Below are 25690 nucleotides of genomic sequence, written 5' to 3' on the forward strand. Positions count from 1 at the left end.
ATGAGCACGCAGTACACGTTCACCGATCCGTCGAAGCTGTACGCCGACATCGACCCGCAGTCGCAGGACCAGAAAGAGCCCGGCCTCGACGCCGAGCTGACGCCCAAGGCGAAGCTGGGCGAGGACACCTACGTCGGCACCGAGCGGCTGAAGGGGCGCAAGGCCCTCATCACCGGTGCCGACTCGGGCATCGGCGCCGCCACCGCGATCGCCTTCGCCCGTGAGGGCGCCTCGGTCGCCATGTCGTACCTGCCGCAGGAGAAGGAGGATGCCGATCGCATCGCCGGGATCCTCCGCGAGGCGGGCGCCACGGTCGTGCAGATCCCCGGCGACCTGCGCGAGCGCGAGTACGCCCGCACTCTGGTGAAGGAAGCGGTCGATGGCCTCGGCGGCCTCGACATCGTCGTCAACAACGGCGGAAAGCAGATCTTCAACGAGGACGTCACGACCCTGACCGACGAGCAGTTCGACGACACGTTCAAGACCAACGTCTACGCGATGTTCTGGATCTGCAAAGAGGCCGTGCCGCACCTGCAGCCCGGCTCGACGATCATCAACACGACCTCGATCCAGGCCTACTCGCCGGCACCGATCCTCGTGGACTACGCCTCGACGAAGGCGACGATCAACACCTTCACGAAGGCCCTCGGCCAGCAGCTCGCGCCGAAGGGCATCCGCGTGAACGCGGTGGCACCCGGCCCCATCTGGACGCCGCTGCAGGTCACCGACGGCCAGCCCGACGAGAAGGTCGACGAGTTCGGCGAAGAGACCCCCCTCGGCCGCATGGGTCAGCCCGCCGAGCTCGCCCCGGCGTACGTGTACCTCGCCTCGGCGGAGTCCAGCTACGTCATCGGCGAGACGCTCAACGTCAACGGCGGCATGCCCACGCCGTAAGCCTCACCTGCGCGAAGGCCGTCGTCCCGATCGGGGCGGCGGCCTTCGCGGCATCCGGCATCATCGTCAGTCGGTGAGCGACTTGCGGTAGAAGATCTCGCCGTCCGCGGTCTCTTCGGAGCGGTGGTAGCCCTCGCGCTCGTACAGGCGCTGGTTGGCCTCGCTCAGCGCGCCGGTGAACAGCTCCGCCTCGGTGGCTCCGGCCTCACACCCCCGCTCCTCGACGGCGGCGAGGAGCAGGGTCCCGAGGCCCTCGCCCTGCTGATCCGGGGCGATGGCCAGGCGACCGATGAGCAACAGCTCGCCGGCGCGGCGCGCGCGCACCGCTCCGACGATGCGGTGGTCCGTGACGGCGACGCACCCCAGGTTCTCCACCAGCTCGGCGCGCAGCTCCTCGAGGGTCTGCGTGAGCGGGGGCATGTCGGGGTCGCCGTAGATGAGGGCTTCGCTCGCGAAGGCGGCGCGCTGGATCGTCAGCACCTCGCCGGCGTCGTCGGTGTCGATGGGGCGGATGGTGGGCGAGTCGGCCATCGGGATCCTTTCGGGGTTTCTCAGAGGGTGGAGTTAACTATCATGGGCAGTGCTGCCGTGTCTTTCGGGCGTTCGGCCGCCCCGCACATGAACGACTTCTTCAACGAGCGCGTCCACACCGACGACATCGCCGCCACCGACGCCTGGCTGCGTTCGCAGTACGGTCACGTCGATCTGCAGGCCGACGATGCGGCGTACTCCGAGCACTCGGTCGGCGACGGGTCCTTCGCCCTGCGGCGCCTCGAGTGGCGCGCCCGGGTCGACATCGCCCACGAGTCCGACCGGTTCTACATCTGCTCGTCCACGCCGGGGTACGCGTGGCGGATCGGGCAGGAGCAGGGGGAGTACAGCATCGAACCCGGCGTCCTGCAGCCGGGTGACGACCTGATCGCCCGAGCCGACCACACCCGCGTGGACGTGGTGGCCTTCGACGCCGAGTGGCTCACCCGGACGGCGCGAACCGTGTACGGCGATGAGTCGCTGCGCGTCCGCTTCGCCGCGGCCGGTCCCGTGTCGCGGCGACTGCGCGACTACTGGCTGGCGACGCAGCAGTGGGCCCTCACGCAGATCCCCGTGATGTCGGAGCCGCTCGTGCGCGCCCACCTCGGCCGAACGCTCGCGGTGGCCGCGCTGGAGGCGTTCGCGCTCGTGGGCGACCCGCGTGAGAGACGCGCATCGGCCCTGGAGCAGGCGTCCATCTACTCGAGTGCCGCGGCGTGGATCGACGATCACGCCTCGCTGCCGGTCACGATCGACGACGCCGCGCGGGCGGCGGGGACGTCGGTGTCGGGACTGCGACGCGCCTTCGCCGCCAACGGCCAGATCTCGGCGACCCCCGAGGGCTACCTCGGGCTCGCGCGCCTCAGCGCCGCGCACGCCGACCTCGTCGAGGCCGACCCCGCGACGACCACTGTCGAGGCGACGGCCGCGCGATGGGGTTTTGCCGACGCCGCGTCGTTCGTCGCCGCGTACCGGGCGGTGTACCGCGCGGAGCCCGAGACGACGCTGCGCCGCTGAGGGCTCAGCGATCGCGATCGGTGTACTCGCCGGGGTCGTCGAGGTTCTCGCGCGACTCGTGCCCGCCGGGCTGCTCGACGTCGGTGTAGGCGCCGGCGTCGTCGGTGCGGGGCCGTGATTCGCTGCCGTCGACGTTTTCACGGTCGACGTACTCGCCGGGGAGGTCGGCGCTTCCGCGATCAGCGGTGCCGTCCGGCAGCTGCACGTCGGTGTACTCGCCCTCACCGGGACCGGTGCCGTGTCCTGAGTCGTGTCCGTTGACGTCGCGCTCGGTCATTGCCGCCTCCTGAGATCGTTGGTGACCCCGACGCTAGACCTCGCATGCCGAGCCCGCCGCGGTCTTGACACGCGGCATCCCGTCATCCGCTCTCCGTGTCAAGGCGGCTGTGCGTTCGCGCTGTCACACGGAGAGTGGAGGTATGCCAGCTCTCGCCATCATCCTCGTCATCGTGGGCCTCGTGCTCTTGTTCTTCGGCCTCTTCGTCGAAGCCGTCAAGTTCCTGCTCTGGATCGGCCTCATCATCCTGATCGTGGGGATCATCGCCGCCGTCCTGCGCTTCGTCCGACGGAAGGTCTGACCGCCGAGCGCGCGACCGTGCGCCTGAGGCCCCCGCCCGGTGATCGCATCGGGCGGGGGCATCGCGCGTGCGCGTGTCAGGCGGTGAAGAGGTCGCGCGCCCGCGCGGGGCGCTCGGCGGCGACGGCGTCGAGAGCCGGGCCGATCTCGGGATACCCGAAAGCGAATCCCGCCTCCGTCAGCTTGCGGGGAACCGCCCACCGGCTCTTGAGGACGAGTTCGGGCTCGTTCCGCAGGACGGCCATCGCCGGATCGAGCATCCACCGGAAGGCGGGGAGACCGAAGGGCGCTCGGGCGACGCGGCGAAGCTCGCGCATGAGGGTGCGGTTGTCGGTGACGCCGGGGGCGGAGAGGTTGACGGGCCCGTCGAGGTCGTCTCGATCGCGGATGAAGCGGACGGATGCCACGACATCGTCGATGTGGATCCAGCTGAAGCGCTGCCGGCCCGAGGTCCGGTACCACCGCGACAGGACGGGGCCCGTCGGGTGAGCGCCGATGCCGCGGTAGCGGCGGTGCGGGAACCACCAGCTGTCGATCTGCGTCCCGCCGAGCCCGAGCCGCGGCAGGGCCAACAGCACCCGCGTCGCGGGCCCGTCGCCGAACACGATGGCCATGCGCAGAGCCACACGGCGTGTGCGGGGGAGGTCTCCCGCGAAAAGCGCGCGCTCCCACGCGGTCGCTACGTCGACCGAGAAGCCGTCGCCGACGACGCCGTCGATCTCGTCGTTGCCGTGCGCCGTCTCGTGGCGGTAGATCGTCGCCGTCGACGCGTTCATCCAGACGCGGGGAGGGCGCTGCGCCCCGGCGACGGCGTCGTGCAGCTCGCGGGTGGTGTCGACCCGTGAGCGGAGGATCTCGTCACGGTTCGCGTCGGTGTACCGGCACGACACGATCTTTCCGGCGAGGTTGATCAGCACGTCGGCGCCATCGACCAGCCGGGCGATCCCCGGGGCATCGCCCCAGACCGCGTCCCCGGAGCGTCCGACCGTGGCGACCTCGTAGCCGTCGGCGCGGAAGGCGCCCGTGAGAGCGTGACCGACGAAGCCGCTCGCGCCGGCGATCACGACACGGGGTGGGGTCACGGCATCCTCCTGGGCACGGTGGGTTCAGCCTAGGGGGCGTCGCGGCGCCCCGATGCGCCGGGCAGGATGGGTCCGTGACCGCCGATGCCCTCTGGATCCCCGTGCCGACGAACGTGGCGTACGACGCCCTGACCGCCGGTGCGTCCGGCACCTCGGCGTTCGCGGCCGCGAACGGCTGGCAGCACCACCCCCTCGTCACCGCGCAGCCCCTCCCCGGGGTGGTGTTCCGGGATGCCGCGGGGCGGTCGCGCTTCACCCAGCGCGCGGGAGACGTCGTGCGCCTCCCCGGCTCCGCGGGGCTCGAGGTCGGCAACAGCGCGTACACGTACTCGGTGCAGATGAACCAGATGAGCGCGGAGTGGGGCTACGCGGCCGTGCGTCTGCCGCGAGCGACCCCCGGTCTCGTCGTCGAGACGCGCAGCGCGCGGGCGGTCCGGCCCCTTCCCGCGTTGCCCGGTCTCGCCCCGCGGTCCGTCTCGGGCCAACCCGAACGGGCCGCCCTGCACGTCGCGCCCGAGAACGCGGAGTGGGCGCAGGCGGTCGTCACCGAACACATCGTCGACCTCCTCGATCAGGACGGACTGCCGCTCGATCTCGAGATCGCCGAGGGGTGGCTGTTCCTTTACCGCCCCGGGCGTCTGTCGGTGCCCGATCCGCTGGTGTGGCGGCGGGTGTTCGGGATCCTCGATGCGCTGGACGTCTCGCTGAGCGCTGCGGCCGGGAGCCTCCCGGGGCCGGGGCCGTTTGCGGCGCTCCCGATGCGGGAGCAGGTGGCGCAGACCACTCGGCACGCGACGGCGACCTACTTCGCGGTCGTCGGTGGTCTCTTCGTCGTCCTGGCCGGCGGGGCGTATCTCGTGTTCGGGCGGTGACGCCTCAGCACCCGTCCGACGCGCGAGCGCTCGCCTGACATGATGAATCCCATGCGACGACAGGCCAGGGCGACACGCGTCCGTCGCGGCGGTGCTGCGGCATCCGTCGCCACGTTCGTCGCCCTGCTCTCGCACGTCAGCGGCGGGGGAGAGATCCCCGGTGTGTTCGGCGTCGTCGTCCCGCTCGCCCTGTCGTTCGTGGTGTGCACGGCGCTGGCCGGCCGCCGCCTCTCGACGTGGCGCCTCGCGGTGGCCGTCGCGGTCAGTCAGGTGCTCTTCCACTCGCTCTTCGTCCTCGGCAGCTACGACCTCGCCGCGGCGGCGCACGTCCACCGTTCGGCCCTGCCGGTTCTGACGGGCGGGTCGGCCCTGCCGGCGATGACCCCGGATGCCGCGATGTGGCTGGGCCATGCCGTGGCAGCCCTCGCCACGACGGTCGCCCTCCACCGGGGCGAGCGGACCCTCGTGGCCCTGCGCGTGCTCGCGGAGCGAAGCGTCGCCTGGCTCCGCGCCCGGGTCCGGATCCTGGCAGGTCTGCCGACGGCACCGTCGGTGCGCCGCACGGCGGCCGTCGTGGTCGCCGCGGTGCGGCCCACCTCGGCTCTGGTCGTCTCGGCCGCGCAGCGGCGCGGTCCGCCTCTCGCGGCATCCTAAGTCCCGCTCCGCCCGTCGCTGAGATGACGGAGCGGTCGACCGCCGCGTCGGGCCTCGCCTCGACGGCGGCGCGATCGTCGGCGCGCCCCGCCGCGCCCGCCCCCCTCTTCTCCGCCCGCACGCCGGCCCTCGCCTCGAGGGGGCAATGCCGGGCGACGACCCACGAGCGCGTCCGCGCTCGGAAAGCGACTCCCGATGTTCCCCTGTCCTCTCCACCCCGTCGCCGCCCCCGCGTCGGCGCGGATTTCCACCCCGACGCCCACGCTGAGCGCCGCATGACCGCCGCCGGTTCCGGCCCGGCCGTGGCATCCCCTCCCGAGCCCTCCCCGAGGGCCGCTTCTCGGGGGTGGTTCACCGCCCTCCTCCGACGCCTGCACTTCTTCGCGGGGCTGCTCGTGGGGCCGTTCCTGCTCGTCGCAGCCCTGAGCGGCGCGCTGTACGCGATCACCCCCACGCTCGAGAACGTCCTGTACCCGCACGAGCTCACCGCGGAATCGACCGCGCCCGCCGTTCCGCTGGCCGATCAGGTGCGAGCGGCCGAGAGCTACGTCGGGGGCGGGGCGACCCCCGTCGCCGTCCGACCGGCTCCCGAGCCGGGGGCCACCACGCGCGTGATGTTCGCCGACGACACCCTGCCCGAGAGCACGACGCGAGCGATCTTCGTCGATCCCGCCACCACGGCGATCCGCGGCGACCTCCCCGCGTACGGGACGAGCGGGGCCCTCCCGCTCCGGCACTGGATCAGCGATCTGCACCGCTCGCTGCATCTCGGCGATGTCGGACGCTGGTACAGCGAGCTCGCGGCATCCTGGCTCGGGATCGTCGCTCTCGCGGGGCTCGGACTGTGGATCGGGCGCTTCGTGCGCAGCCGTCGCGGGCGTCGCGATCTGCTGCGACCGAATCGCCGGCACACGGGGTACCGGCGCCTGTCGGGCTGGCACTCCGCGGTCGGGATCTGGGTCGTCGTCGGGGCCCTGTTCCTCTCGGCGACCGGCATCACGTGGTCGACGTTCGCGGGCGCCCACGTCTCCGACCTGCGGACCCTCGTCGGCGAGGGGACGCCCGCCCTCACGACCACCATCGACGGGGCGGCTCCGACCGGGGGCGAGCACTCGCACCACGGAGGACACTCCGCGACCGGGCCGGCCTCCGACCCGGCGACCTTCGACGCGGTCTGGGCCGTGGCGCGCGGGGTGAACGTGAACTCGGGCGATCTCGAGATCCGCCCGCCCGCGACCGAGGGGAAGGCCTGGGTGGTGCAGGAGATCCATCGCAGTTTCCCGACCGAGGTGGATGCCGTGGCGATCGACGCCGCGACCATGCGGGTGACCGACCGGGTCGACTTCGCCGACTTCCCGCTCCTGGCCAAGCTCTCGCGCTGGGGGGTCGACCTGCACATGGGGACGATGTTCGGCCTGGCGAACCAGCTCGTGCTGTTCCTGCTCGCGGTCGGCATCGCCGCGCTCGTCGTGCTCGGCTACGCGATGTGGTGGAAGCGCCGCCCGACCGGGGGTACCGCCGCGGCGCCGGCCCGCGGAGTGCTGCGTCACGCGCCCTGGTGGGGGACCGGGGCGGTCGTCGTCGCGGCGGTCGCGATCGGTCTCGTTCTGCCGCTGGTCGGCTACACCCTCGCGGTGTTCGTGGTGATCGACGCGGTCCTCGGGTGGCGGGGACGAAGATCCGCCGCGCGAGGGAGGTGACGAGGGGGCGGCGTGCGTAGCGTGGGAATCCCCCCCCGGAAGGATTCACCGTGACACTCGCCCGTCGCCTCGCCGCCGCCCTCTCATTCGTCGCCGTCGCGGCGCTCACCGCCTGCGCGAGCGCCGCGCCGGAGACGCGCTCGAGCCCCGCGGCATCCGTCGACATCCCCCACACCCCGGTCGGGGAGCGGGTGACGTGGATCATCGACATCCTGGAGCGCGAGGCCGACACCACGGCGGGGGAGTGGTCGCGCGTGCTGCACGAGAATTTCCTCGCTCAGGTTCCGGCAGAACAGGTCGCCGAGCTCGTCAACCGGCAACTGCGCCCCGCCGCCCCCTTCACCGTCACGGCGTACCAGGGCACCGAGACGCAGGCCGTGGCCACGCTCGCCGGCGCGCTGGGCGACCCCTTCGACCTGTCGCTCACGATCGACGGGGCGAACCGCATCACGGGGATGGTCTTCGGCCCGGTGGCGAAGCCGTGGACGCCGTCGACCTCTCTCGGCGAGGTGGAGCAGCGTCTGGCCGCGCTCCCGGGTCAGGTCAGCGCCCTCGTGCTCCGCGGAGACGAAGAAGCCCTCGCCCTCGACCCCGATCGGTCGGCGCCGCTGGCCTCGGTCTTCAAGCTCTACGTCCTTCTCGCGGTGTCGGATGCCGTCGCCTCGGGCGACCTGACGTGGGACGAGACCCTCGTGCTCCGCGACGTCGACCGCAGCCTGCCGTCCGGTGAGCTGCAGGACGCCCCCACCGGGACGGAGGTGTCGGTGCGCGACGCGGCCTCGGCGATGATCCGCATCAGCGACAACACCGCCACCGACTTGCTCATCACGCGCCTCGGTCGCGAGCGGGTGGAGGCGGCGGTCGTGCGATCGGAGCACAGCGACCCGGCGTCGCTGTCGCCGTTCCTCTCGACGAAGGAGCTGTTCACGCTCGGCTGGGGCGACCCCGCGGTGCGCGCCGAGTGGGCGGGGGCCGACGAGGCCGGACGACGCGCCCTGCTCGACCGGATCGCCGCGGCGCCCCTGGCGGTCGACGGGGCCGCGGTCACGACGGCGCAGTGGCAGGACGGGTTCGACTGGTTCGCCGGTGCGAGGGACGTCGCCGCCGTGCATCGCTCGCTGCAGCAGACGCAGGATGCCGAGGTGCTCGGCATCCTGAGCGAGAACCCCGGGCAGGGCCTCGACGTGGGGTCGTGGCCGTACGTCGCCTTCAAGGGCGGGTCGAGCCGCGGCGTGCTGAGCGGCAGCTGGTTCGTGCGTGACGACGCGACGGAGGCGACGGTGGTGCTGCTGATGGCGGACGAGGACCCGCAGGCCGTCGCCGGCGCGATGAGCGACTTCTTCCACCTCGCCGAGGACGCTCTGCGTCTCGCCCACTGACCGCGCGGCCGCCCTCCGCCCCGACACGGGACCGAGGGCGGCGACGCTCCCGGTCAGGCGTCGTCGGGATCGGGCAGGTTCTGCGCGATCTTGCTGGAGGCGGCGGAGTCGCGGCCGACACCGGGCTGGAACGCCGCGATGGGGTCGTCGTCGTCGACGTGCGGCTCACCGCCGTCGGCGGCCGGGGCCGGGGAGGCGGGGGTGCGGCTCGTGCCGTCGTCAGGCTCGCGGTTGGAGCGACCGGTGTCCTCGGTGTGGCGCGACGTCGAGCCGCCCTCGCCGCGGGCGTCGTCGGTTCCGCGCTCGGTCAGGCCGTCAGCGGCGCGCGTGCCGACACCGGGGAGGTCGTTCTGGCTGGAGATGCCCTGGAGGCGTGCTTCGTCGTCCGGATCGATGCGGGCGGCGTCCACGGCACCCGAGTCCGCGCCGGCGGCGCCGGCGGGCACGTCGGCGGCGAGGCCGTCGGATTCGGGGACGAGGTTCTCTTCGTCGGCTCCGGGGAGTCGGTCGGCGGGAGTGTCCATGGTGTTCCTTCCGTGGGTGTGCCGCCACGCTAGGTGCGTCCGGGTCGCGAGGGGCCGGGGTTGCGCTCGCGCGGATGGCGGTGACTCGGTGGACGCATGCCGGCCCGGGCGTCGGAGGGGCTGGCTAGGCTCGAACCACGCTTCGAAAGGAAACCGCAATGCAGCAGCGCCCTCTCTCCCGCACCGGCCGTCAGGTCTCGGCGATCGGTCTCGGAACCTGGCAGCTCGGCGCCGATTGGGGCGACGTGTCCGAAGACGACGCACGCGCCGTCCTGGCCGCCTCGGCCGACGCCGGCGTCACTCTCTTCGACACCGCCGACGTCTACGGCGACGGTCGGTCGGAGCAGATCATCGGGACGTTCCTGAAGGGACGGGATGCCGATGACATCACCGTCGCGACCAAGATGGGGCGCCGCGAAGACCAGGTGCCCGAGAACTACGTCATGGAGAACTTCCGCGTCTGGCTCGATCGCTCGCGGCGCCTGCTCGACACCGAGACGCTCGACCTGGTGCAGCTGCACTGCCCGCCGTCGGCGGTCATCGACGACGACGCGACGTGGGACGCCCTCGACCGTCTGGTGTCGGAGGGCGTGATCGCCGCCTACGGCGCCTCGGTCGAGACGATGGACCAGGCCCTGTCGGCGCTTCGTCGCCCGAACCTGACGAACCTGCAGATCATCTTCAACCCGTTCCGGCTCAAGCCCCTCGACGAGGTTCTCCCGCTCGCGGCCGAGAAGAACGTCGCGGTCTTCGCCCGTGTCCCGCTCGCCAGCGGGCTGCTGTCGGGCAAATACACGCGCTCCACGACGTTCGATGAGAACGACCACCGCACGTACAACCGCAACGGCGAGGCCTTCGACAAGGGCGAGACGTTCTCGGGCGTCCCCTTCGACGAGGGAGTGGCCGCGGCCGACGAGCTCAAGGCGTCGCTGCCCGAGGGGGTGACGCTTCCGGCCGCCACGCTGGCGTGGATCGCGTCGCGCGAGGGGATCACCTCGGTGATCCCGGGTGCCCGCTCCACCGACCAGGCGGCCGCGAACGCTCGCGCGGCGGATCTGCTCGACGGCGGGTTCGATGTCGAGGCGTTCGACGCGCTCGTGCGCGACGTGTACGACCGACGACTGCGGGCGGAGATCCACCCCCAGTGGTGACCCGCTCATGACGAAAGCCGGGCCTGTCCTCACGGACGGGCCCGGCTTCTCTCATCGGTCGACGTCAGCTGACGTCGCCGCGCCAGGCGCCGGACTCGGCACCGCGCGACTCGATGTACTTCTTGAAGTTCTCGAGGTCCTTCTTCACGGAGTGGTCGTCGGCACCGAAGGCGGCACCGAGCTTCTCGAGAACGCCGGAGGGCGCCCAGTCGATCTGGACCGTGACGCGCGTCTCGTCGTCGGACAGGCGGTGGAAGGTGACGACGCCGGCGTGGTTCTCGTCGCCGCCCACGCTGTTCCAGGCGACGCGCTCGTCGGGGTGCTGCTCGGTGATCTCGGCGTCGAACTCGCGCTCGGCACCGGCGATCTTGACCTTCCAGTGCGTGAGGGTCTCGTTCTTCTGCGTGATCGACTCCACGAAGCTCATGAAGTGCGGGAACTCCTCGAACTGCGTCCACTGGTTGTACGCGACGCGGACGGGAACGTTGACGTCGATGGTTTCGATGACCTGTGCCATGGTGTCCTCTTTTCGTGTGGTTTCCGGGGCTGCCCCCAGTCTTCGTTCGTCGCCGGTCTCGAGGCCCGGGGGTTGAGGGATCGGCCCTCGTGGCCTATACGCGTGCGTGCCGTCTGCTCCCGCCGCGGCGTCAGGCGCGGCCGCGCAGGATCAGGTGCCAGTACACCCACGGCAGGATGCGCCGATCCGCAAGCCACGACAGTCGCCGCTCGCGGTAGAGCGAGCGCCAGAACGGCACCGTCGGCTGCAGTCGGCCCCTCCGGTCGAATTCTGCGAACACGACGGTGCCGCGCGAGACGGTGAAGGGGACGACGCTGTAACCGTTGTATTTCGCGGAGGGCGTACGCCCCGCCATCGCGGCTTTCATGTTCTTCACGAGCGCCTTCGCCTGCTGTCTGATCGCCCCTCCCGAGCGTCGGGTCGCGACGGTCGCTGCGTCGCCCACAGCCCAGATCTGCGGGTGGCGCACGTGCTGGAAGGTCTCGGGATCCACATCGACGAAGCCATGCGGATCGTCGGATGCCGCCAGCCCGCTGCCCGCGATCCACTCCGGCGCCCGCTGCGGGGGGACCGCGTGCAGGACGTCGTACGCCATCGTCTCCTCGGTGTCGCCCCGGCCGATGACGAGCGTGCGGGAGTCGGCATCCACCCGTCGAAGATCCTGGCTGTACCGCACCTCGATGCCGTACTCGTCGAGCTTGCGGCGAAGCTCGTCGTCGATCGCCGGGACCCCGAAGGGGACGGGGTCGGGGCAGACGAACACGACGCGGATGTCGTCGCGCACCCCGATTGCCCGCCACCAGTCGCACGCGAGGTACATGGGCTTCTGCGCGGCCGCTCCGCAGGAGGCGGGTTCGGGTGGCTGCGTGAAGACGACCGTCCCGGAGCGCAGGTCGCGCAGCACGGGGGAGGCCTTCGCGGCGAGCCGGTAGTCGTAGTTCGAGATTCCGGTGGGGGCGGCCATGGCCTCGGGGAGACCGGGGATCTGTTCCCAGGCCATGCGCATTCCCGCACAGACGACGAGCTGGTCGTAGTCGATCCGCCCGCCCGAGACGAGGTGCACGCGCCGGGCGTCGGCATCCACCGTGAAGGCCTCATCGCGCAGCCACCGCACCCCCGGAGGGATGACGTCGGCCTGCGGCCGCGCGGCTTCGGACGCGCGCGCGGCGCCTCCGGCGATGTGCGATTGGAGAGGGGCGAAGACGTGGGTCGTGCGCGGCTCGATCACGGTGATCTCGCCGAGGCGCGCGCGGTGCAGGCGCCCGGCGACGGACAGGCCGGCGTTTCCGCCGCCGATCACGACGATGCGCGGGGAGTCGGTCATGGGGGATCCTCTCGTCTCCCTCACGGTGGGGCCTCGAGCGGCTTACGGCCAGCGCCTTGACACCCGCGGTCCGCGGCCGACGTGTCAGGCGAAGGACTCCGGTGGGGCGGCGTCTTCGGCGGGCTCGGGCACGACGTAGAGCCCGGTGGGCGAGTTCGCCGTCGACATGAGGGCCTCGAGCCACGCGCGGTTCAGGGTCGGCGGGCGTCCTCCGTTGAACTTGAAGACCAGGTTCGAGCGCGGGTGGACCCACACCGAGGTGCGGCCGCCTCCCGTGCTGATGTCGTCCTTCCACACGAAGTAGAACGGTTCGCCCCGTCGCAGCTTGTTGCCGACGACGACCTGCAGGTGTGCGAGGAGACGGTCTTCGAATTCGTTGCGAACGCCGCTCTCGTAGATGAACTTGCCCAACGTGGTCCTCTCGCGGGCACCGTGCCCGCTCCGCTTTTCACTGTGCATTCGCTGTGTGCGATCGGGCACGGCCCGGCACGCCGCGCGCAACGACGAGACCGAAGGCGTTACGGCATCAGAACATGCGCGCGACCTGCGCGGGGTTCTGCCCGTAGTGCTCGCGGTGATAGCGCGCGAAGCGCGAGGCGCTCGAGAAGCCCCACCGCCGGGCCACCTCGGCGACCGATACCGGGACGCCCGCGCGCAACTCCTCGTGCGCGCCGACGACGCGGACCAGGCGCAGATACTCCATCGGCGTCGTGTCGAGCGCGCGGCGGAACGCGTGCTGGAGTCCGCGGGAGGAGATCCCGGATGCCACGGCGATGTCCTCGAGCGTGAGGGGTTCCTTCGCGTGCGCCTCGATGTGGGCGATCGCGCGGCGCACGGTGCGCGGGGCGGCCCTGCGCTGGTGCGAGCGTTGCAGGGCGTCGACGTAGGGGGTGTGGAACGTCGACAGGGTCGTCAGGAGCGCGTGACGCTGCAACTCGGCCGAGAGGATCGGGTCGTCGTGCGCGGCCTCGAGCGAGGCGGAGACGTGAGCGAAGCTGCGCTCCCACTGCGTCGCGGCGGCGCGGTCGCGTGCGGCCGGGTTGAGGCGCCGCAACACGAGGCGGTCGTCGCCCGAGACGATGCGAGCGAGGCGCTCGGCGTCGCTGCGATCGAACACCAGAGCGCGCACGCGGGCGGCTCCGCTCCAGTGCGCTTCCGCGCCTCCGTCGGCCGCCAGCCACGGGCGGCGCGGATCGAGCGAGCGCCCCTCGGCCTCGACGCGGATGTCGTCGCCGATCATCCGGCACGCCATGATCTGCTCGTCCATCCGGACGGAAGAGTGGACAGAGGCAGCCAGCTCGTAGGCCACGACCGAGAACCCGGGGAGTTCGACGGAGTTCCACGAGAACGACACCCGCTGCGGGTCCACGCGCTCCAGTCGTGCGCTCGGCACGAAGCGCTGCCAGACGCGCTCCACGTCGTCGATCCCGTGCGAGCGGACCGTCAGCCTGTCAGCCATGGTGTTCCTTCCGCCGCGGCGAGGGGCGGCATCCCGTCTCTTCCCCGTACGGAGGCGGGGACGTGCGTGTCAAGGGGCGGGGTCGCGGGCGGTGCGCCCCGTTTGATGAGGGGACCGCTGATCCCGGCGGTGACGTGCGTCCCACGAAAGGACCCCCCATGAGCGACGCTTCGATCGACCCGACCCCCGACGCGACGACCCCGGCCGCCGACGTGGGTATCGCGGGCGTGCAGCCCCTGCGCGACGGCGACACCTCGATCGAGCCCGACCCGACGCTCGACCCCGCGCAGGCGGAGTGGGACGCCACGACGGCCCTCGACGAGGGCGCCGACCCCGACGACATCAACCCGGCGACCGCGACGGGCGCCGACCCGGCGGAGATCCCCGCCGATGACAGCGACATCCCGCTCGAGGACATCCACCCCGAGTCCACCGGCACCGACTCCCAGGGCATGGACCCGGGCGTGGTCGAACTCGGCGAAGAAGGCCAGGGCGATCTCGCTCCCGAAGACCTCTGACCCACCTTCGAATGCCCCGGGCCCGTTCGCGACGCCCGGGGCTTCGCTGTGTCCCTCGCGCACGCGGCGACGGACGGGCAGGGCACTGCGGCACTCTCCGATCGCGCGGGCGCAAAGGCCAGACCCTTGACAAGCGACGTCGTCATCGCGCCCAGGCGCGCGAAAGGGGCGGCCCCGCAGGACCGCCCCTCGAGGTCGCGCCGTTACTGCTCGATCAGCTGAGGCGTGCTCTCGTGCGCCTCGATGACGCCGTCGCGCTCGTCGGTCGAGACGGCGATGCGGCGGGGCTTCGCCTTCTCGCTGACGGGGATCGTCACGCTCAGCACGCCGTTGCGGTACGACGCGCTGATGCCGTCGGTGTCGATGCCCTGGCCGAGGTTGAGCTGGCGGACGAACGACGCCGTCTCGCGCTCACGCGTGATCCACTTGACGCCCTCACCCGAGCCGAGGGTGCGCTCGGCGCGAATGGTGAGCAGCTGGCCGTCGACGTCGATGTCGACCGAGCCGGGGTCGACACCGGGCAGGTCTGCGGCCAGCACGTAGTGGTCGCCGTCGCGGTAGAGATCCATCGGCATCCGTCGCGGACCACCGCCGCGGCGGGCGTCGAGGAGCGTCGACGCGAGGCGGTCGAGGTCGCGGAAGGGGTCGTAGGTGGCCATGGTCGTTCTCCTTTTCGATCGGTCGGGACTCGGCATCCCGGATGTTCTGTGAAGTTGAGTCGATACGGCTCAACTGCATTCAGATTAGCACTCACCCCATGAGAGTGCCAAGACTCGGGCGCGCCATTGTGGCCCACGCCGCGGCGCCCCACAACCCCCGCGCGTGAAGGGCGGAAACAGACGTTTCGTAGCACTCACGCGCCACCGGTCACCCGGCCATCCCCCCGGCGCCGTGAGGAGAGACATGTACTTCCACCGGCAAGAACTGCAGCACTCCGCCACCCCCGACAAGCCCGACGCGGTCTACGCCCGCAAACTCCAGGAGGTGCTCGGCGGGCAGTACGGCGAGATCTCCGTCGCGATGCAGTACCAGTTCCAGGCCTGGAACATGCACATGCCCGGCAAGTACCGCGACCTGGTGTTCGGCATCGGCGCGGAGGAGATGGGCCACGTCGAGATGCTCGCGATCATGATCGCCCAGCTGCTTGAGAAGTCGCCGCTCGGCATCACCGAGGAGGCCGTGCAAGACGACCCGACCGTGGCGGCCGTGATCGGCGGCACTGACATCCAGCACGGGATCGTCGCGGGCGCCGGCGCGCGCCCCGTCGATTCCAACGGCAACCCGTGGCAGGGGAGCTTCATCACCGCGAGCGGCAATCTGCTCGCCGACTTCACCGCGAACGCGAACGCCGAGATGCAGGGCCGTGTGCAGGTCGCGCGGCTCTATCACCAGACCGACGACCACGGCGTGAAGGATCTGCTCGCGTTCCTGCTGGCGCGCGACACCATGCACCAGAACCAGTGGGCAGCGGCCGCCGCCGAGTTGCAGGCCGAGGGCTACGAGAAGCTCCCCGTGCCCAGCAACTTCCCTCTCGACAAGGAGGACCGCGACGTGGCGTACCAGTACATCAACTTCAGCGACGGTGCCCAGGCCGGCGACGGCACGTGGGCCTCGGGCCCGACGCCCGACGGCAAGGGCGAGTTCACCTACCTGCCCGAGCCCCCCGCGGGCGTGCCCATGCCCCCGCCCACCAAGCCCGACGTGCGGTTCTACGGGACGACCGAGCTGCCGAACACGGTCGAGAAGCTCGCCGGGCGCGCGCAGGACGCGCTGCACAAGGAATGAGCGGGACGGATGCCGCGACGCCGGGGCCCTCGACGGTCTCGGCGCCGCGGAGCGGGGCGAGCTTACCCGCGATGCGAGCGGCCAAGGTGCCCCGGGCGATCGTGGCGGGGCCGTACGGGCACCCGTTCCACCCGGTGGCGGTGACCATCCCTATCGGGGCCTGGTCGTCGAGCCTGGTGTTCGATCTGCTCGGCCTGGCCGCCGACGATCCGCGTGGATTCGCGCAGGGCTCGCGCTGGCTCATCGCCATCGGGCTCGGGGGAGCCGTGGGCGCCTCGGTGCTCGGGCTGCTCGACATGTCGCGCATCCCGAAGGGCACCCCCGCTCACCGCACCGCGCTCGCGCATCTCGTGCTGAACGTCACGGCGATGGTCCTGTTCTCGATCGGGCTGGTCGTGCGACTGCTCGACCTCGGGCGCGTGCCGGTGGTGGCGTTCCTGCTCAGCGCGATCGCCGCGGCGGGCCTGAGCGTCTCGGGCTGGCTCGGCGGCAAGCTCGCCTACCGCTGGGGCGTCCGCGTCGCCGACGAGAACACGCAGCGAGAGGGCTTCGAGACCGCAGCCTGAAGCTGTCCACGGGACTCCGGATGCCCCATGGCCTCCGGGGTCCTTCCCGGTCTGGTCAGCGCGGGCGGCGAAGCGGGATGCGCGACCAGCCCCCGCTCACCGCGCCGGGGTCGTGCTGCGGGGTGAGCACCGCTCCGGTGGTCGCTGCGGCGGGGCGACGGCGCAGCCCCAGGGCCTGCTGCAGCGCACGGATGAAGCGGTCGTACACGCGCGGAGCGAAGAACTGCAGGGGGCGGGTCACGAACTGCGCGGCTCCCACCCCGACCTCGTGTCGGGGTCCGCGCGCCACCCGCACGATGGCCCGGGCGACGCGGTCGGCCGACACCACCGGCGGGAGCGGGAAGGGCGTGCGCCCCGTCGAGTTGGCGGCGCGCTGGTAGATGGGCGTGTCGATGCTCGCCGGGAGCACGATCTTCACCCGGATGCCGCGATGCGCGAGCATCTCCTGCCGCAGCGACCGCGTGAACCCGAGCAGTCCGTGCTTGGCGGCGACGTAGGACGAGACGTACGGGCCCGCCACCTGCGAGTACAGGGAGCCGACGAAGACGATCGTGCCCCGGCCCGCCGCGCGGAAATGGGGGATGACGGCGCGGGCCGCGCGCATGTGCCCGGTGAGGTTCGTCTCGATGACGCGGTCGCGCACCTCGTCGGGGGTGTCCTCGACCGAGCCGTACGAGAAGACGGAGGCGGAGGCGACCCACACGTCGATCCGCCCGAACCGCATCAGAGCGAGGTCCACAGCGCGCCGGGGGCCATCGGCGCGGGCGAGGTCAATCGACGCCGTCTGCACCTCGGCGCCGCGGGCTCGGCACTCCGCCGCGGCCGACGCGAGCGCCTCATCGTCTCGGGCCACCAGCACGAGACGCGCCCCCGCTCGGGCGAAGCGCAGGGCGGTGGCGCGGCCGATCCCTCGGGATCCTCCGGTGATGACGACGACCTGGGGCATCGGGCTCCTCGAGGCTTGTGCGGAACGCTGCTGCCCCGGCTCTCGCGACGGTAGGCGGCGACGGGTCGGATGCCGCGGGGGTTGACGGACGGCGGCAGCCACCGGCGCGTGCACGACGGCGGGCCGCGCGGTCGACACGCCGTCCCCGGATGCCGGTCCGCGGCGCGTCGTGAAAGATCTCCGCCGCTATGCACGACGGAGGCCGGCGAACCGCCGCCGCGCGGTAGCGTCGGACGCGTGACGGATAGCGTGACCCCGAGGTCGCCCCTGCGGGCCCTGTGGGGCGCGACCCACCCCGGGCCCACGCTCGTCGTGACCGTCCTGTCGCTCGCCCTCGGCATCGCGGCGGGCGTCGAGCCGTGGCGCCTCGCGGTGCTGGTCGCCGCGGTCTTCGCCGGTCAGGTCTCGGTCGGTCTCTCGAACGACGCGATCGACGGTGCCCGCGACGCCGCGGTCGGACGCACCGACAAGCCCATCGCCGGGGGAGCGGTCACCCCGGAGCGCGCGCTCGCGGTGGCCGTGGCATCCGCGATCCTCGCCGTCGTGCTGTCGCTGCCGCTCGGACCAGGCCTCGTCGCTGCTCACGCCGTCGCTCTCGCCTCGGCCTGGGCCTATAACGCGGGGCTCAAGTCGACGCCCGTCTCGATTGCGCCCTTCGTGCTGAGCTTCGGACTCTTCCCCTCGTTCGCGACCCTGTCCCTTTCGCCGCCGATGCTCGCGGCGTGGTGGGCGTCGCTGGCGGGGGCGGCCCTCGGTGCCGCCGTCCACCTGACCAACGTCGTCCGCGATCTCGACGACGACCGCCGCACGGGGGTGTGGGGCCTGCCGCATCGACTGGGCGCGCGCCGTTCCGTGGTGCTCGCGGCGGTGGGGATCGCCGCCGGGGCGCTCGCCGTCTTCTTCGGGACGGATGCCACGGCCCTCGGCGTCGCCTTCTTCGTCGCCGTGCTCGCGCTCGCCGTCGGCGCCGCGGTGCTGGTGTTTGTGCGCCCTCCCGGGCGCGCGGTTTTCCAACTCACGATGCTCGCCGCCCTGGTGCTGGCCGCCCAGCTCGTGGCCGCCTGAGACTCGGCCGATCGACGTCGCGGATGAGGCCGGTTGATCGTCGGCCGCGTCCAACGGCGGGCGCCGACCCCGGCACGCCGCGGCAACGGCGTCTTCGGCGGCGTGCCGCGCACGGCATCCGCCGCTGTGCACGTCTTCCCCCGACCATGTCTTCCCCGCCCGGCGGCTCAGGTCCCGGGTGCCGCCCGGTCGAACCGCATCGCGTACGCCCGGGTGAACAGCGCCCCGCCCGGTCCACGCAGGCCCGCGCGCAGCGCCGCGGTACGCACTGCGTGCGCGACGGGGGCGGCGGCCCGACCGAGCAGGGTGTTGAGGAACGCCAGGCGCGCGGCGTGGCGGGCGGACGCGAGCCGGTCGCGCTCCCAACGGTCCAGGCCCGCCTCGTCGCCCGCGCGGACCCACGGGGCAAGCAGCGGCGCGAGGGTGAGCGCGTCGAGCAGTCCGAGGTTCATGCCCTGTCCGCCGATCGGGCTCACCTCGTGCGCGGCGTCGCCGACGACGATCACCCGGCCCCGACGCAGTGCGGGAGCCACCGCCCGCCGGACGCCGAAGGTCGAGGCGCCCGCGGTGTCGACCTCGAGCCCCGTGCGTCGAGCCACGGCGTCGTGGAGGAAGCCCGCGGCATCTGGAACCTCTTCCCGACCCGCCCAGGCGACGAGCCGTCGGCGCCCGCCGGGGAGGGGGAACGATTCGACCACGCCGTCGCGCTCGAGGTGCACGCGCGCGATCGGTCCGCCCGGCGCGGTGACGTCGGCCATGACGTAGCGGTCGGGGTAGTGGTGGGTGCGCACGGCCCCGTCGCGGTACACCAGCGAGCGTCCCGCCCATCCGGAGGCCACGACCACGACCTTCGCGCGCAGCTCGCCGCCGCCCGCGACCCCAACCCGCACGCCGTCGTCGTCCTGTCGCAGGGACTCCACGGTCACGCCGCGCCGCACCGGCGGGGCCAGGGCCGTCAGCACCTCGATCGTGTCGGACTGCGGCAGCGCCGCGACGTACGGATGCCGCGCCCGCAGGCGGTCGAAGCGGATCGCGGCGAGCAAGCGTCCGCCGGCCCGCGCCTCTCCGCGGGCGATCCGCTCCGCGCGGTCGAGGATCCCGTCCGTGGCGCCCGAGGCCTCGAGCAGGGCGAGGGCGGGGGAGTGGATGCCGATCGCCCGCGTTCCCGCGCCGACCTCGGTGCGGCGCTCGACGAGGGCGACGTCGACGCCGCGCGCACGCAGGTCGGCGGCCAACGCCAGTCCCACGGGGCCGGCGCCGACGACGAGGACCTCAGTCATTCCCGGCCTCCCCGCGGGCGATCGCGAGCACCCGGAACGGCGCCGGGGTCTCCACGCGCCAGGGCGAGCCGAGAGCCGCGGCGAGTTCGGGCGCGCGATAGCTGCGGCGGATCGAACGGAGGCCGTCGACGCGCAGGAACGTGCCCGCCGACAGCGGCGCGATGCCGACGGCGTACAGGGCGTACGCCAGACGCCCGCGGGCGATGTCGGCGTGCAGGACGGTGCCGGTCGACAGGGCGAGCGAGTCGCCGGTGAAACTCGCCAGCGCCGCCGCGTCGAGGTGGTGCAGCACGTGGTTCGAGATGACGAGATCGAAACGCTCCCCGGCGGCGAGCAGGGCCGTCGAGTCCTGCGCGACGAAGCGCACCCCGAGGCGGCCGCGGTCGCGAGCGGCTGAGATCGCGCGCGGATCGGGGTCGGCTCCGACGCACTTCACCGTGAAGCCGTCGCGCGCGGCCAAACCCGCCAGCCGCACGAGCACGTCCCCTCCACCGCACCCCAGGTCGAGGATGCGCGCGGGGCGACCGAGCGCGCGCAGCTCGGGGCGCACCCGCGTGCGGTAGACGTGCCCCCAGGCCGAGACCAGGCGGTTCACGAGGTCGAATCGGCGGTAGGTCGCCGCCAGCGCCCGGGGATCGCAGTCGGGGTCGTCCATCAGCTCGGTCAGCGCGACGTCGCGCTGAGACAACCCCGTCACGCCGCCGGGCGGCGCAGCGTCAGACGTGCCGCCTCCACCGTGAGCCCCGGGCCGAACGCGAGAGCCGCGACGCGGTCTCCGTCGCCACGCGCGGAGTCCGCGAGCAGGTCGCGCAGGATGAACAGCAGCGTCGCGCTCGACATGTTGCCGTGCTGACGCAGCACCTCCCGCGAAGGGGCCAGGGCCGTGGCATCCAGCGACAGGGCGTTCTCCACCCGGTCGAGGATGCTGCGCCCGCCGGGATGCACCGCCCACGCGTCGACCTCGTCGAGGTCGCCGATCACGTCGGCGGCGATCGCCGAGATCTCGCGGCCGATGATGCGCGGAACCTCGGGGGTCAGCGTCATCTCGAACCCCGAGTCGCCGACGGTCCACGCCATGTCCTTCTCGCCCTCGTCGGTCACGTGCGTCGCGAAACCGTCGAGGTCGAAGCCCGCCCGGGAGGGGTCTCCGGATGCCACGACCGCGGCCCCCGCCCCGTCGGCGAACACCGAGGCGGCGACGATCTGGTCGGGGTGGGACGAGGTCTGCCAGTGCAGCGAGCACAGTTCGGTGCACGACACGAGGACGACCGCGTCGGGGTCGTCGCCGACGATGCGCGCCGCGAGGCGCAGGGCCGGGATCGCCGCCGCGCAGCCGATGAAGCCGAGGTGGTAGCGCTCGACGGTGGGGGAGAGGCCGAGATCGCGGACCAGGTGATAGTCGGGTCCGGGCGCGAACATGCCGGTGCACGAGACGGTCACGACGTGGGTGATGGCATCCGGAGTCCGTCCCGACCCGGCGATCGCGGCCCGTGAGGCTTCCGCGGACAGGGGCGGAGCGGTGCGGCGGTACTCGTCGTTGCGCGCTCCGGTCGGGGGCATGAGCAGGGTGTCGCCGTCGAGGACCCCGAGCGCTCCGCCCTCACCGCCCGCGAGCTGCGGGAGCACCACGTGGCGGGTGTCGATGGCCGCCGCATCGAACGCGGCGCCCACCAGACGCTGGGCCTTGCGGTCGAATCCGGGCTGTGCGGCGAACAGGTCACGCAGGGTCGACTGGTCGACACGAGTGTCGGGCAGGGCCGTGCCGATCGAGAGGATGCGGGCGGTCATGACTCACTGTAGACACGGTTCTTCCGCTCCTCGGCGGGGATGGCGTCGTGTCGACCCGCCGTCTACAGTGGCGGGTCTCAGGCCGCGAGCATGCGCGAGACGAGCAGGCCCTCGACGGTCGTCCGGTAGTCGGCGATCATGCGTCCCCGGTCCATCCGCCCCCGGGCCGCGAGAGCGGCTGCCCGCAACGCCGGGCCGAGGGCGAGGGCGTCTCCCCACGCCTCGACGATCGCGTCGACCTCGCGCGCGGTCACGAGCCCGAACCCCTCCACCAGGCGCGCCGCGTCTCCGACGTCCGTGGTCACCGGGACGGCTCCGGATGCCGCTCCCTCGACGAGGCACAGCGGAGACGCCTCACCGAAGGCGCTGGTCAGCGCGACGACGTCGGCGATCCGGTACAGCTCCGGCATGTCCTCGCGAAGCCCGAGGGCGTGCAGGGCCACCCCGTCGTCGACACCGCTGTCGGCCAGCAGCGAGACGAACGCGGGGTTGGTGCGGGTCATACCCGACCCGCACACCACGTAGTGCGTGCCCGGCGCGGTCCGCGCGTGAGCCGCGACGGCGCGGAGGAACAGCCCCGGGTCCTTCATGGCGTCGAAGCGCGCCGCCAGCAGGACGACGGGGGCGGAGTCCGGGATGTCGAGACCCCCGCGGATCCGTCGGCGCTCGGCGCGCGTGCCGGGGCGGAAGCGGCGGGTGTCGATGCCGTTGTCGATGACCCACGCCTCACCGGCGGAGACGCCGGCGCGCGCGTAGGCGCGGGAGGTGGATTCGGCGCACGAGATCGTCGCGCTCACCGCGCCGGAATCGGCGGCCTCGACCAACCAGCCCAGTGCGGGACCGGAATGGGTGGGGTCGGAGCGGTGCAGACAGGCCGCGACAGGTCGGTCGGGCAGCAGCCCGGCGCGCTCGAGCGCGACCACGAGGCTCAGCGGCTGCTCCTTGAGCGAGAGGATGACATCGGCCTCGTCGAACAGTCGCGCGGCGTGCTCCAGTTCGACCCGCGAGAACTCCTCGGGAGCCAGCGGTCGATCGCCCGCGACACGGTCGAAGGTGTCGATGCGAACCCCGCGGTCCTGCAGGCGGCGGAAGCGGGTGTCGTCGCGCGCGAACTGAAGAGAAGCGTCGCGGCGCGCGGCCGAGGTGAGCGACAGCACGCGATGCTCTTGCGATCCGTCGGAGGCGAGGCCCGCCACGACGTCGGAATGCAGGATCCTCGCCCCTCCGGCGAAGAAGCCTTCGTAGAGCGAGAGCACGCGCACGGGTCGGGTCATCGGGGTCGCTTTCCAGCCGGGATCCACCACCGCGGATGCGGTCGTCCCATGCTGAGGCCTCGACCCCGTGCGGTGGGTTACACGGCGGAGACCATCGCGTGAACGCCCGGACACGAGCCGACGCGCCGACTTCCGGGGGAAGAAGCCGACGCGCCGGGTGAAGGGGTGGGTGATTAGGCGCGGGGCGCGACGACCATCGGTTCGCCGGCCGGGGCCGTACGCGACCAGGGCCACCGCTTCGCCGAGCGCGGCGCGGGTGTCTCCTCGATCGAGCGCGGGCCGATGCCGTTGCCCATGGCGGCCGTCATGGCGATACTCCACACCGAGCCCGTCTGTCGTGCGCTCTGCTGTCCGTAGATCATGGTGTTCTCCTCATTCCCGTCTCCCGACGGGGTCCGGCCGTCTCCCGACGGCTCTTCCTCCGTCATAGACCGCGGTGGCGGGGGCCGAGACCGGCTTGACAGGCGTCACCGGGTGCGTTTGGCCCCCGGTTCACCCGGGCGGGGGCCCGTGGAACACGCGGGGGCGCTCCGTGCAAGCTGCGCGCGCGCTGGGCAGGAATGAGTACGATCATGGGTCGTGCACTCGTCCCCCGATACTTCGCTTCCCCCCTCGCCGGGGTCGGAGCTCGGTCGCGCCCTTCTCTCCTACGGAGAAGCGCGTCGCGTCGCCGCCGCGGAGGCCCGTCGTGAGCTGTCTCTGAACGAGCTCGACGCGCGCGCCCTGCTTTTCGTCGCGGAGAACCCCGGAGCCCGGCCCACGCACGTCCGCGACCATCTCGGCATCACGTCGGCCGGCGTGACCACGCTCATCGACCGGCTCGTGCAGCGCGGAGCCGTGCGCCGCGACCTCGACGCCGAGGACCGTCGCGTCAACCACATCACCGCGATCGTCGATCTCGACACTCCGCCGTGGTCGCAGCTGCGCGCGTTCGACGCGGCGGTGGAAGAGGCGGTCGCCGAACTCGATCCCGAAGAAGCACGACGCGTCGCGCGGTTGCTCACGCACATCACGGCGCACGCCGGCGGCTGAGGTCCCCCGGCGGGGTCGGTCGCGGCGTGAATCGTGCTCAGGTGTTCGCGAGGAACGCTTCCGAACGAGCCTGCAGGAACGAGCAGAGGGCTGAGAGCGTCGCCAGTTCGCCGGACAGGGCCATGACGCGGCCCGCGGGCAGCGGCGCGGCATCTTCGCGCGGTTCGAAGGTGACCGCCCACTCGGTCGAATTCTGCTCCGGCCCCGGCGCGACGAAGAACGTCGTCGACACGCTCTTCAGCTGAGCGGCGATGAGTCCGGCGTCGGCGCCGTCCTCGCTGTCCTGGGGGATCACGCGCAGGATCGACGCGTCGTCGTAGCCGAGGGCCCGGAAGTCGTCGACCCAGGCCTGCAGCGTGGTCATCGTCCGAAACGGCATGAGGATCCCTTCGACAGGCTGACGCCGGATGGCGGCCCCTCCCATTATGGGGCGCTGACCCGCGCCTCGGAGCGGGGTCACGAGCTCCGCCCCGAGGCGCCGGACGACCACCCGCCGGGGAACGAGGAGCGGTCGGTGTGCGGCACGCGCGCCGCGGGGGAATGCTCGCCCGCGTCCGTGCTCGCGGTCAATGTGGACGCCGTCCATTTTTCGCATTAGGGATGTCGATTCGCGCCTCGGGGCCGAATGCGCCGAATTGCGCATTGTTTTTCCTATGAGCGATAGCGTGGAAAGCGGATGGGGGGCATCCACGACGCCGCGGTCTCCGGAACCTGCAGGGCGTGAGAGCGTTCCCATAGTGGCCCCCGCCACTGGGCGCAATGGTCTTGCCGCACATCCTCGGACTATTTAGGAAACAAGGCGTGGAGCACACCAACATCGAAACCCGCGACGCCGAGACGGTGGAGCACCTCTGGCAGACCGTGGTTCCCGGCGCGCGCATCTCGCGCGCCGAGGTAATCCAGCCGGCGCTCGCCTGGCACGCGGCATCCGAGCCCGGTTTCGCTTTCTGCGACTACACGATCGGGTCGACGATGCTCGTCGAGTCCGACCCGCTCGATCAGGTCGTGGTGGGGCGCATCGCCGGCCCGCGGGTGTCGGGCACGTACCGCCGCGAACGGATCGACACGGCCGTGCCGTTCATGGTGGTGGATCGCCCTCTCGAGATCGCGTTCACGGGTCGTATCGCGGGCACGGCCGTCTCGTTCGCGCGGACCGAGTTCGACGAGGCCGCGCGCCGCATGTCCGGCGATGACACCCTGAGGGTCCGGCCCACCGGTTACGCGCCGGTGAGCGAGCAGCGTCTGCGGTACTGGTCGCGCACCTGGGAGTACGCGCGCGACATCCTGCTGCGCTCGCCCGAGCGCACCATGATCATCGAGCAGCAGGCCCGCACCCTGCTTCTGGAGGCGTCCCTGCTGGCGTTCCCCACGACCTTCACCGAGGCGCTGGCCGCGGGCCGCCCGTCGCGCCCCCTGCCCGCGCCGGTGCGCCGGGCCAAGGCGTACGTCGAGGCCCACGCGGCCGAGCCGGTCGTGCTGTCGGACATCGCCCAGGCGGCGCGCTTGTCGCCGCGCGGTCTGCAGTACGCCTTCCGCGCGGCCACCGGCCGTACGCCGATGCAGTACCTGCGCCGCGTCCGGCTCGATGCCGCGCGTGCGGAGCTGCGCAGCGCGGATCCCTCCGTCGAGACGGTGGCGGCGATCGCGGCGCGCTGGGGGTTCTCGAATCTCGGACGCTTCGCCGCGATGTACCGCGGAGAGTTCGGCGAGACGCCGTCGACCACGCTGAGGTCGTAGAGCCGAGATTTCGGGCGG

30 protein-coding genes are annotated in these 25690 nt (G+C 72.1%); 14 read left to right on the plus strand and 16 right to left on the minus strand.

The genetic code is table 11. The annotated features are described in order from the left end of the window. Positions 1–894 (plus strand): SDR family oxidoreductase, encoded by an 894-nt coding sequence (locus AB6V31_RS08900; RefSeq protein ID WP_369365153.1) that lies wholly within the window; start codon positions 1–3, stop codon positions 892–894. 66 nt (positions 895–960) lie between these two features. On the opposite strand, the gene AB6V31_RS08905 is transcribed toward AB6V31_RS08900, so the two are convergent. After that, a complete protein-coding gene (locus tag AB6V31_RS08905) occupies positions 961–1425 on the minus strand; it encodes a GNAT family N-acetyltransferase (RefSeq protein ID WP_369365155.1) in 465 nt (154 codons plus the stop codon). A gap of 42 nt (positions 1426–1467) precedes the next feature. Here AB6V31_RS08905 and AB6V31_RS08910 point away from each other — a divergent pair, with 42 nt between their 5' ends. Continuing rightward, on the plus strand, positions 1468–2442 hold the full coding sequence (locus AB6V31_RS08910; protein WP_369365157.1) for a helix-turn-helix domain-containing protein: 975 nt from the start codon (positions 1468–1470) through the stop codon (positions 2440–2442). A 4-nt stretch (positions 2443–2446) separates the two neighbouring features. Here AB6V31_RS08910 and AB6V31_RS08915 read toward each other — a convergent pair whose 3' ends face one another. Beyond that, positions 2447–2719, minus strand: a complete 273-nt coding sequence (locus AB6V31_RS08915) for a hypothetical protein (RefSeq protein ID WP_056229733.1) — start codon at positions 2717–2719, stop codon at positions 2447–2449. Between the two features lie 142 nt (positions 2720–2861). Between AB6V31_RS08915 and AB6V31_RS08920 the strand changes: the two genes are divergently transcribed. Next, the gene (locus AB6V31_RS08920) at positions 2862–3020 is read left to right on the plus strand and encodes a hypothetical protein (protein ID WP_164481598.1); all 159 of its coding nucleotides are present in this window, start codon (positions 2862–2864) and stop codon (positions 3018–3020) included. A 76-nt stretch (positions 3021–3096) separates the two neighbouring features. On the opposite strand, the gene AB6V31_RS08925 is transcribed toward AB6V31_RS08920, so the two are convergent. After that, a complete protein-coding gene (locus AB6V31_RS08925; protein ID WP_369365158.1) occupies positions 3097–4101 on the minus strand; it encodes an epimerase in 1005 nt (334 codons plus the stop codon). 74 nt (positions 4102–4175) lie between these two features. Between AB6V31_RS08925 and AB6V31_RS08930 the strand changes: the two genes are divergently transcribed. From AB6V31_RS08930 to AB6V31_RS08945, 4 genes are all read left to right on the plus strand, one after another. Beyond that, the gene (locus AB6V31_RS08930; RefSeq protein WP_369365160.1) at positions 4176–4973 is read left to right on the plus strand and encodes a hypothetical protein; all 798 of its coding nucleotides are present in this window, start codon (positions 4176–4178) and stop codon (positions 4971–4973) included. Positions 4974–5024: 51 nt separating this feature from the next. Then, positions 5025–5627, plus strand: a complete 603-nt coding sequence (locus AB6V31_RS08935; protein ID WP_369365161.1) for a hypothetical protein — start codon at positions 5025–5027, stop codon at positions 5625–5627. Positions 5628–5902: 275 nt separating this feature from the next. Next, complete coding sequence (locus AB6V31_RS08940) at positions 5903–7327, plus strand: PepSY-associated TM helix domain-containing protein (protein ID WP_369365163.1); 1425 nt, start codon at positions 5903–5905, stop codon at positions 7325–7327. A gap of 50 nt (positions 7328–7377) precedes the next feature. Further along, positions 7378–8706: a Cpe/LpqF family protein gene (locus AB6V31_RS08945; protein WP_369365164.1), complete on the plus strand. Its 1329-nt coding sequence runs from the start codon at positions 7378–7380 to the stop codon at positions 8704–8706. A gap of 53 nt (positions 8707–8759) precedes the next feature. On the opposite strand, the gene AB6V31_RS08950 is transcribed toward AB6V31_RS08945, so the two are convergent. Further along, positions 8760–9230 (minus strand): hypothetical protein, encoded by a 471-nt coding sequence (locus tag AB6V31_RS08950; protein ID WP_369365166.1) that lies wholly within the window; start codon positions 9228–9230, stop codon positions 8760–8762. Positions 9231–9388: 158 nt separating this feature from the next. On the opposite strand from AB6V31_RS08950, the gene AB6V31_RS08955 reads away from it, so the two are divergent. Continuing rightward, the gene (locus tag AB6V31_RS08955; RefSeq protein WP_369365168.1) at positions 9389–10381 is read left to right on the plus strand and encodes an aldo/keto reductase; all 993 of its coding nucleotides are present in this window, start codon (positions 9389–9391) and stop codon (positions 10379–10381) included. Positions 10382–10445: 64 nt separating this feature from the next. Here the strand turns inward: AB6V31_RS08955 and AB6V31_RS08960 are convergent, their stop codons facing one another. The 4 genes from AB6V31_RS08960 to AB6V31_RS08975 form a co-directional block, all read right to left on the minus strand. Then, positions 10446–10898 (minus strand): SRPBCC family protein, encoded by a 453-nt coding sequence (locus AB6V31_RS08960; RefSeq protein WP_268104524.1) that lies wholly within the window; start codon positions 10896–10898, stop codon positions 10446–10448. A gap of 130 nt (positions 10899–11028) precedes the next feature. Continuing rightward, the gene (locus AB6V31_RS08965; protein ID WP_268104523.1) at positions 11029–12222 is read right to left on the minus strand and encodes an NAD(P)/FAD-dependent oxidoreductase; all 1194 of its coding nucleotides are present in this window, start codon (positions 12220–12222) and stop codon (positions 11029–11031) included. An 84-nt stretch (positions 12223–12306) separates the two neighbouring features. After that, entirely contained in the window at positions 12307–12633 is a 327-nt protein-coding gene (locus AB6V31_RS08970) for a hypothetical protein (RefSeq protein WP_056229691.1), read from the minus strand. 115 nt (positions 12634–12748) lie between these two features. Beyond that, complete coding sequence (locus tag AB6V31_RS08975; RefSeq protein WP_056229684.1) at positions 12749–13681, minus strand: helix-turn-helix transcriptional regulator; 933 nt, start codon at positions 13679–13681, stop codon at positions 12749–12751. Positions 13682–13839: 158 nt separating this feature from the next. Here AB6V31_RS08975 and AB6V31_RS08980 point away from each other — a divergent pair, with 158 nt between their 5' ends. Then, the gene (locus AB6V31_RS08980) at positions 13840–14199 is read left to right on the plus strand and encodes a hypothetical protein (RefSeq protein WP_056229680.1); all 360 of its coding nucleotides are present in this window, start codon (positions 13840–13842) and stop codon (positions 14197–14199) included. A gap of 203 nt (positions 14200–14402) precedes the next feature. Here AB6V31_RS08980 and AB6V31_RS08985 read toward each other — a convergent pair whose 3' ends face one another. Further along, entirely contained in the window at positions 14403–14858 is a 456-nt protein-coding gene (locus AB6V31_RS08985) for an Hsp20/alpha crystallin family protein (RefSeq protein WP_056229676.1), read from the minus strand. A 244-nt stretch (positions 14859–15102) separates the two neighbouring features. Here AB6V31_RS08985 and AB6V31_RS08990 point away from each other — a divergent pair, with 244 nt between their 5' ends. After that, on the plus strand, positions 15103–15984 hold the full coding sequence (locus AB6V31_RS08990; protein WP_056229673.1) for a manganese catalase family protein: 882 nt from the start codon (positions 15103–15105) through the stop codon (positions 15982–15984). Between the two features lie 71 nt (positions 15985–16055). After that, positions 16056–16550, plus strand: a complete 495-nt coding sequence (locus AB6V31_RS08995) for a DUF2231 domain-containing protein (protein WP_056229941.1) — start codon at positions 16056–16058, stop codon at positions 16548–16550. A gap of 55 nt (positions 16551–16605) precedes the next feature. On the opposite strand, the gene AB6V31_RS09000 is transcribed toward AB6V31_RS08995, so the two are convergent. Continuing rightward, complete coding sequence (locus AB6V31_RS09000) at positions 16606–17496, minus strand: SDR family NAD(P)-dependent oxidoreductase (RefSeq protein WP_369365173.1); 891 nt, start codon at positions 17494–17496, stop codon at positions 16606–16608. A 237-nt stretch (positions 17497–17733) separates the two neighbouring features. Here AB6V31_RS09000 and AB6V31_RS09005 point away from each other — a divergent pair, with 237 nt between their 5' ends. Continuing rightward, positions 17734–18561, plus strand: a complete 828-nt coding sequence (locus tag AB6V31_RS09005) for a UbiA family prenyltransferase (RefSeq protein ID WP_369365175.1) — start codon at positions 17734–17736, stop codon at positions 18559–18561. A 167-nt stretch (positions 18562–18728) separates the two neighbouring features. Here the strand turns inward: AB6V31_RS09005 and AB6V31_RS09010 are convergent, their stop codons facing one another. The 5 genes from AB6V31_RS09010 to AB6V31_RS09030 form a co-directional block, all read right to left on the minus strand. Next, on the minus strand, positions 18729–19841 hold the full coding sequence (locus AB6V31_RS09010) for an FAD-dependent oxidoreductase (protein ID WP_369365177.1): 1113 nt from the start codon (positions 19839–19841) through the stop codon (positions 18729–18731). Next, positions 19834–20529: a methyltransferase domain-containing protein gene (locus tag AB6V31_RS09015; RefSeq protein ID WP_369365179.1), complete on the minus strand. Its 696-nt coding sequence runs from the start codon at positions 20527–20529 to the stop codon at positions 19834–19836. Before AB6V31_RS09015 ends, AB6V31_RS09010 begins: the two co-directional genes overlap by 8 nt. 5 nt (positions 20530–20534) lie before the next feature. Continuing rightward, positions 20535–21629 (minus strand): type III polyketide synthase, encoded by a 1095-nt coding sequence (locus tag AB6V31_RS09020; RefSeq protein WP_268104514.1) that lies wholly within the window; start codon positions 21627–21629, stop codon positions 20535–20537. Between the two features lie 77 nt (positions 21630–21706). Continuing rightward, the gene (locus AB6V31_RS09025; protein ID WP_369365181.1) at positions 21707–22903 is read right to left on the minus strand and encodes a glycosyltransferase; all 1197 of its coding nucleotides are present in this window, start codon (positions 22901–22903) and stop codon (positions 21707–21709) included. Between the two features lie 173 nt (positions 22904–23076). Next, positions 23077–23265: a hypothetical protein gene (locus AB6V31_RS09030; RefSeq protein ID WP_268104512.1), complete on the minus strand. Its 189-nt coding sequence runs from the start codon at positions 23263–23265 to the stop codon at positions 23077–23079. Between the two features lie 217 nt (positions 23266–23482). On the opposite strand from AB6V31_RS09030, the gene AB6V31_RS09035 reads away from it, so the two are divergent. Then, positions 23483–23935, plus strand: a complete 453-nt coding sequence (locus AB6V31_RS09035) for a MarR family winged helix-turn-helix transcriptional regulator (protein WP_268104511.1) — start codon at positions 23483–23485, stop codon at positions 23933–23935. A 37-nt stretch (positions 23936–23972) separates the two neighbouring features. Here AB6V31_RS09035 and AB6V31_RS09040 read toward each other — a convergent pair whose 3' ends face one another. Further along, positions 23973–24314: a hypothetical protein gene (locus tag AB6V31_RS09040; protein ID WP_268104510.1), complete on the minus strand. Its 342-nt coding sequence runs from the start codon at positions 24312–24314 to the stop codon at positions 23973–23975. A gap of 422 nt (positions 24315–24736) precedes the next feature. On the opposite strand from AB6V31_RS09040, the gene AB6V31_RS09045 reads away from it, so the two are divergent. Further along, complete coding sequence (locus AB6V31_RS09045) at positions 24737–25672, plus strand: helix-turn-helix domain-containing protein (RefSeq protein WP_369365183.1); 936 nt, start codon at positions 24737–24739, stop codon at positions 25670–25672. Positions 25673–25690 lie beyond the last annotated feature (18 nt).

Origin of the sequence: Microbacterium sp. 16-032 (assembly GCF_041079455.1) — a bacterium.
Lineage (GTDB): Bacteria > Actinomycetota > Actinomycetes > Actinomycetales > Microbacteriaceae > Microbacterium > Microbacterium testaceum_A.

Excerpts from the sequence above, each read along its gene's own strand:
- AB6V31_RS08900 (WP_369365153.1), top strand. The coding sequence starts at position 1 with ATGAGCACGCAGTACACGTTCACCGATCCGTCGAAGCTGTACGCCGAC.
- AB6V31_RS08905 (WP_369365155.1), bottom strand. The coding sequence starts at position 1,425 with ATGGCCGACTCGCCCACCATCCGCCCCATCGACACCGACGACGCCGGC.
- AB6V31_RS08910 (WP_369365157.1), top strand. The coding sequence starts at position 1,468 with ATGGGCAGTGCTGCCGTGTCTTTCGGGCGTTCGGCCGCCCCGCACATG.
- AB6V31_RS08915 (WP_056229733.1), bottom strand. The coding sequence starts at position 2,719 with ATGACCGAGCGCGACGTCAACGGACACGACTCAGGACACGGCACCGGT.
- AB6V31_RS08920 (WP_164481598.1), top strand. The coding sequence starts at position 2,862 with ATGCCAGCTCTCGCCATCATCCTCGTCATCGTGGGCCTCGTGCTCTTG.
- AB6V31_RS08935 (WP_369365161.1), top strand. The coding sequence starts at position 5,025 with ATGCGACGACAGGCCAGGGCGACACGCGTCCGTCGCGGCGGTGCTGCG.
- AB6V31_RS08940 (WP_369365163.1), top strand. The coding sequence starts at position 5,903 with ATGACCGCCGCCGGTTCCGGCCCGGCCGTGGCATCCCCTCCCGAGCCC.
- AB6V31_RS08950 (WP_369365166.1), bottom strand. The coding sequence starts at position 9,230 with ATGGACACTCCCGCCGACCGACTCCCCGGAGCCGACGAAGAGAACCTC.
- AB6V31_RS08955 (WP_369365168.1), top strand. The coding sequence starts at position 9,389 with ATGCAGCAGCGCCCTCTCTCCCGCACCGGCCGTCAGGTCTCGGCGATC.
- AB6V31_RS08960 (WP_268104524.1), bottom strand. The coding sequence starts at position 10,898 with ATGGCACAGGTCATCGAAACCATCGACGTCAACGTTCCCGTCCGCGTC.
- AB6V31_RS08965 (WP_268104523.1), bottom strand. The coding sequence starts at position 12,222 with ATGACCGACTCCCCGCGCATCGTCGTGATCGGCGGCGGAAACGCCGGC.
- AB6V31_RS08975 (WP_056229684.1), bottom strand. The coding sequence starts at position 13,681 with ATGGCTGACAGGCTGACGGTCCGCTCGCACGGGATCGACGACGTGGAG.
- AB6V31_RS08980 (WP_056229680.1), top strand. The coding sequence starts at position 13,840 with ATGAGCGACGCTTCGATCGACCCGACCCCCGACGCGACGACCCCGGCC.
- AB6V31_RS08985 (WP_056229676.1), bottom strand. The coding sequence starts at position 14,858 with ATGGCCACCTACGACCCCTTCCGCGACCTCGACCGCCTCGCGTCGACG.
- AB6V31_RS08990 (WP_056229673.1), top strand. The coding sequence starts at position 15,103 with ATGTACTTCCACCGGCAAGAACTGCAGCACTCCGCCACCCCCGACAAG.
- AB6V31_RS08995 (WP_056229941.1), top strand. The coding sequence starts at position 16,056 with ATGCGAGCGGCCAAGGTGCCCCGGGCGATCGTGGCGGGGCCGTACGGG.
- AB6V31_RS09000 (WP_369365173.1), bottom strand. The coding sequence starts at position 17,496 with ATGCCCCAGGTCGTCGTCATCACCGGAGGATCCCGAGGGATCGGCCGC.
- AB6V31_RS09010 (WP_369365177.1), bottom strand. The coding sequence starts at position 19,841 with ATGACTGAGGTCCTCGTCGTCGGCGCCGGCCCCGTGGGACTGGCGTTG.
- AB6V31_RS09020 (WP_268104514.1), bottom strand. The coding sequence starts at position 21,629 with ATGACCGCCCGCATCCTCTCGATCGGCACGGCCCTGCCCGACACTCGT.
- AB6V31_RS09025 (WP_369365181.1), bottom strand. The coding sequence starts at position 22,903 with ATGACCCGACCCGTGCGCGTGCTCTCGCTCTACGAAGGCTTCTTCGCC.
- AB6V31_RS09030 (WP_268104512.1), bottom strand. The coding sequence starts at position 23,265 with ATGATCTACGGACAGCAGAGCGCACGACAGACGGGCTCGGTGTGGAGT.
- AB6V31_RS09040 (WP_268104510.1), bottom strand. The coding sequence starts at position 24,314 with ATGCCGTTTCGGACGATGACCACGCTGCAGGCCTGGGTCGACGACTTC.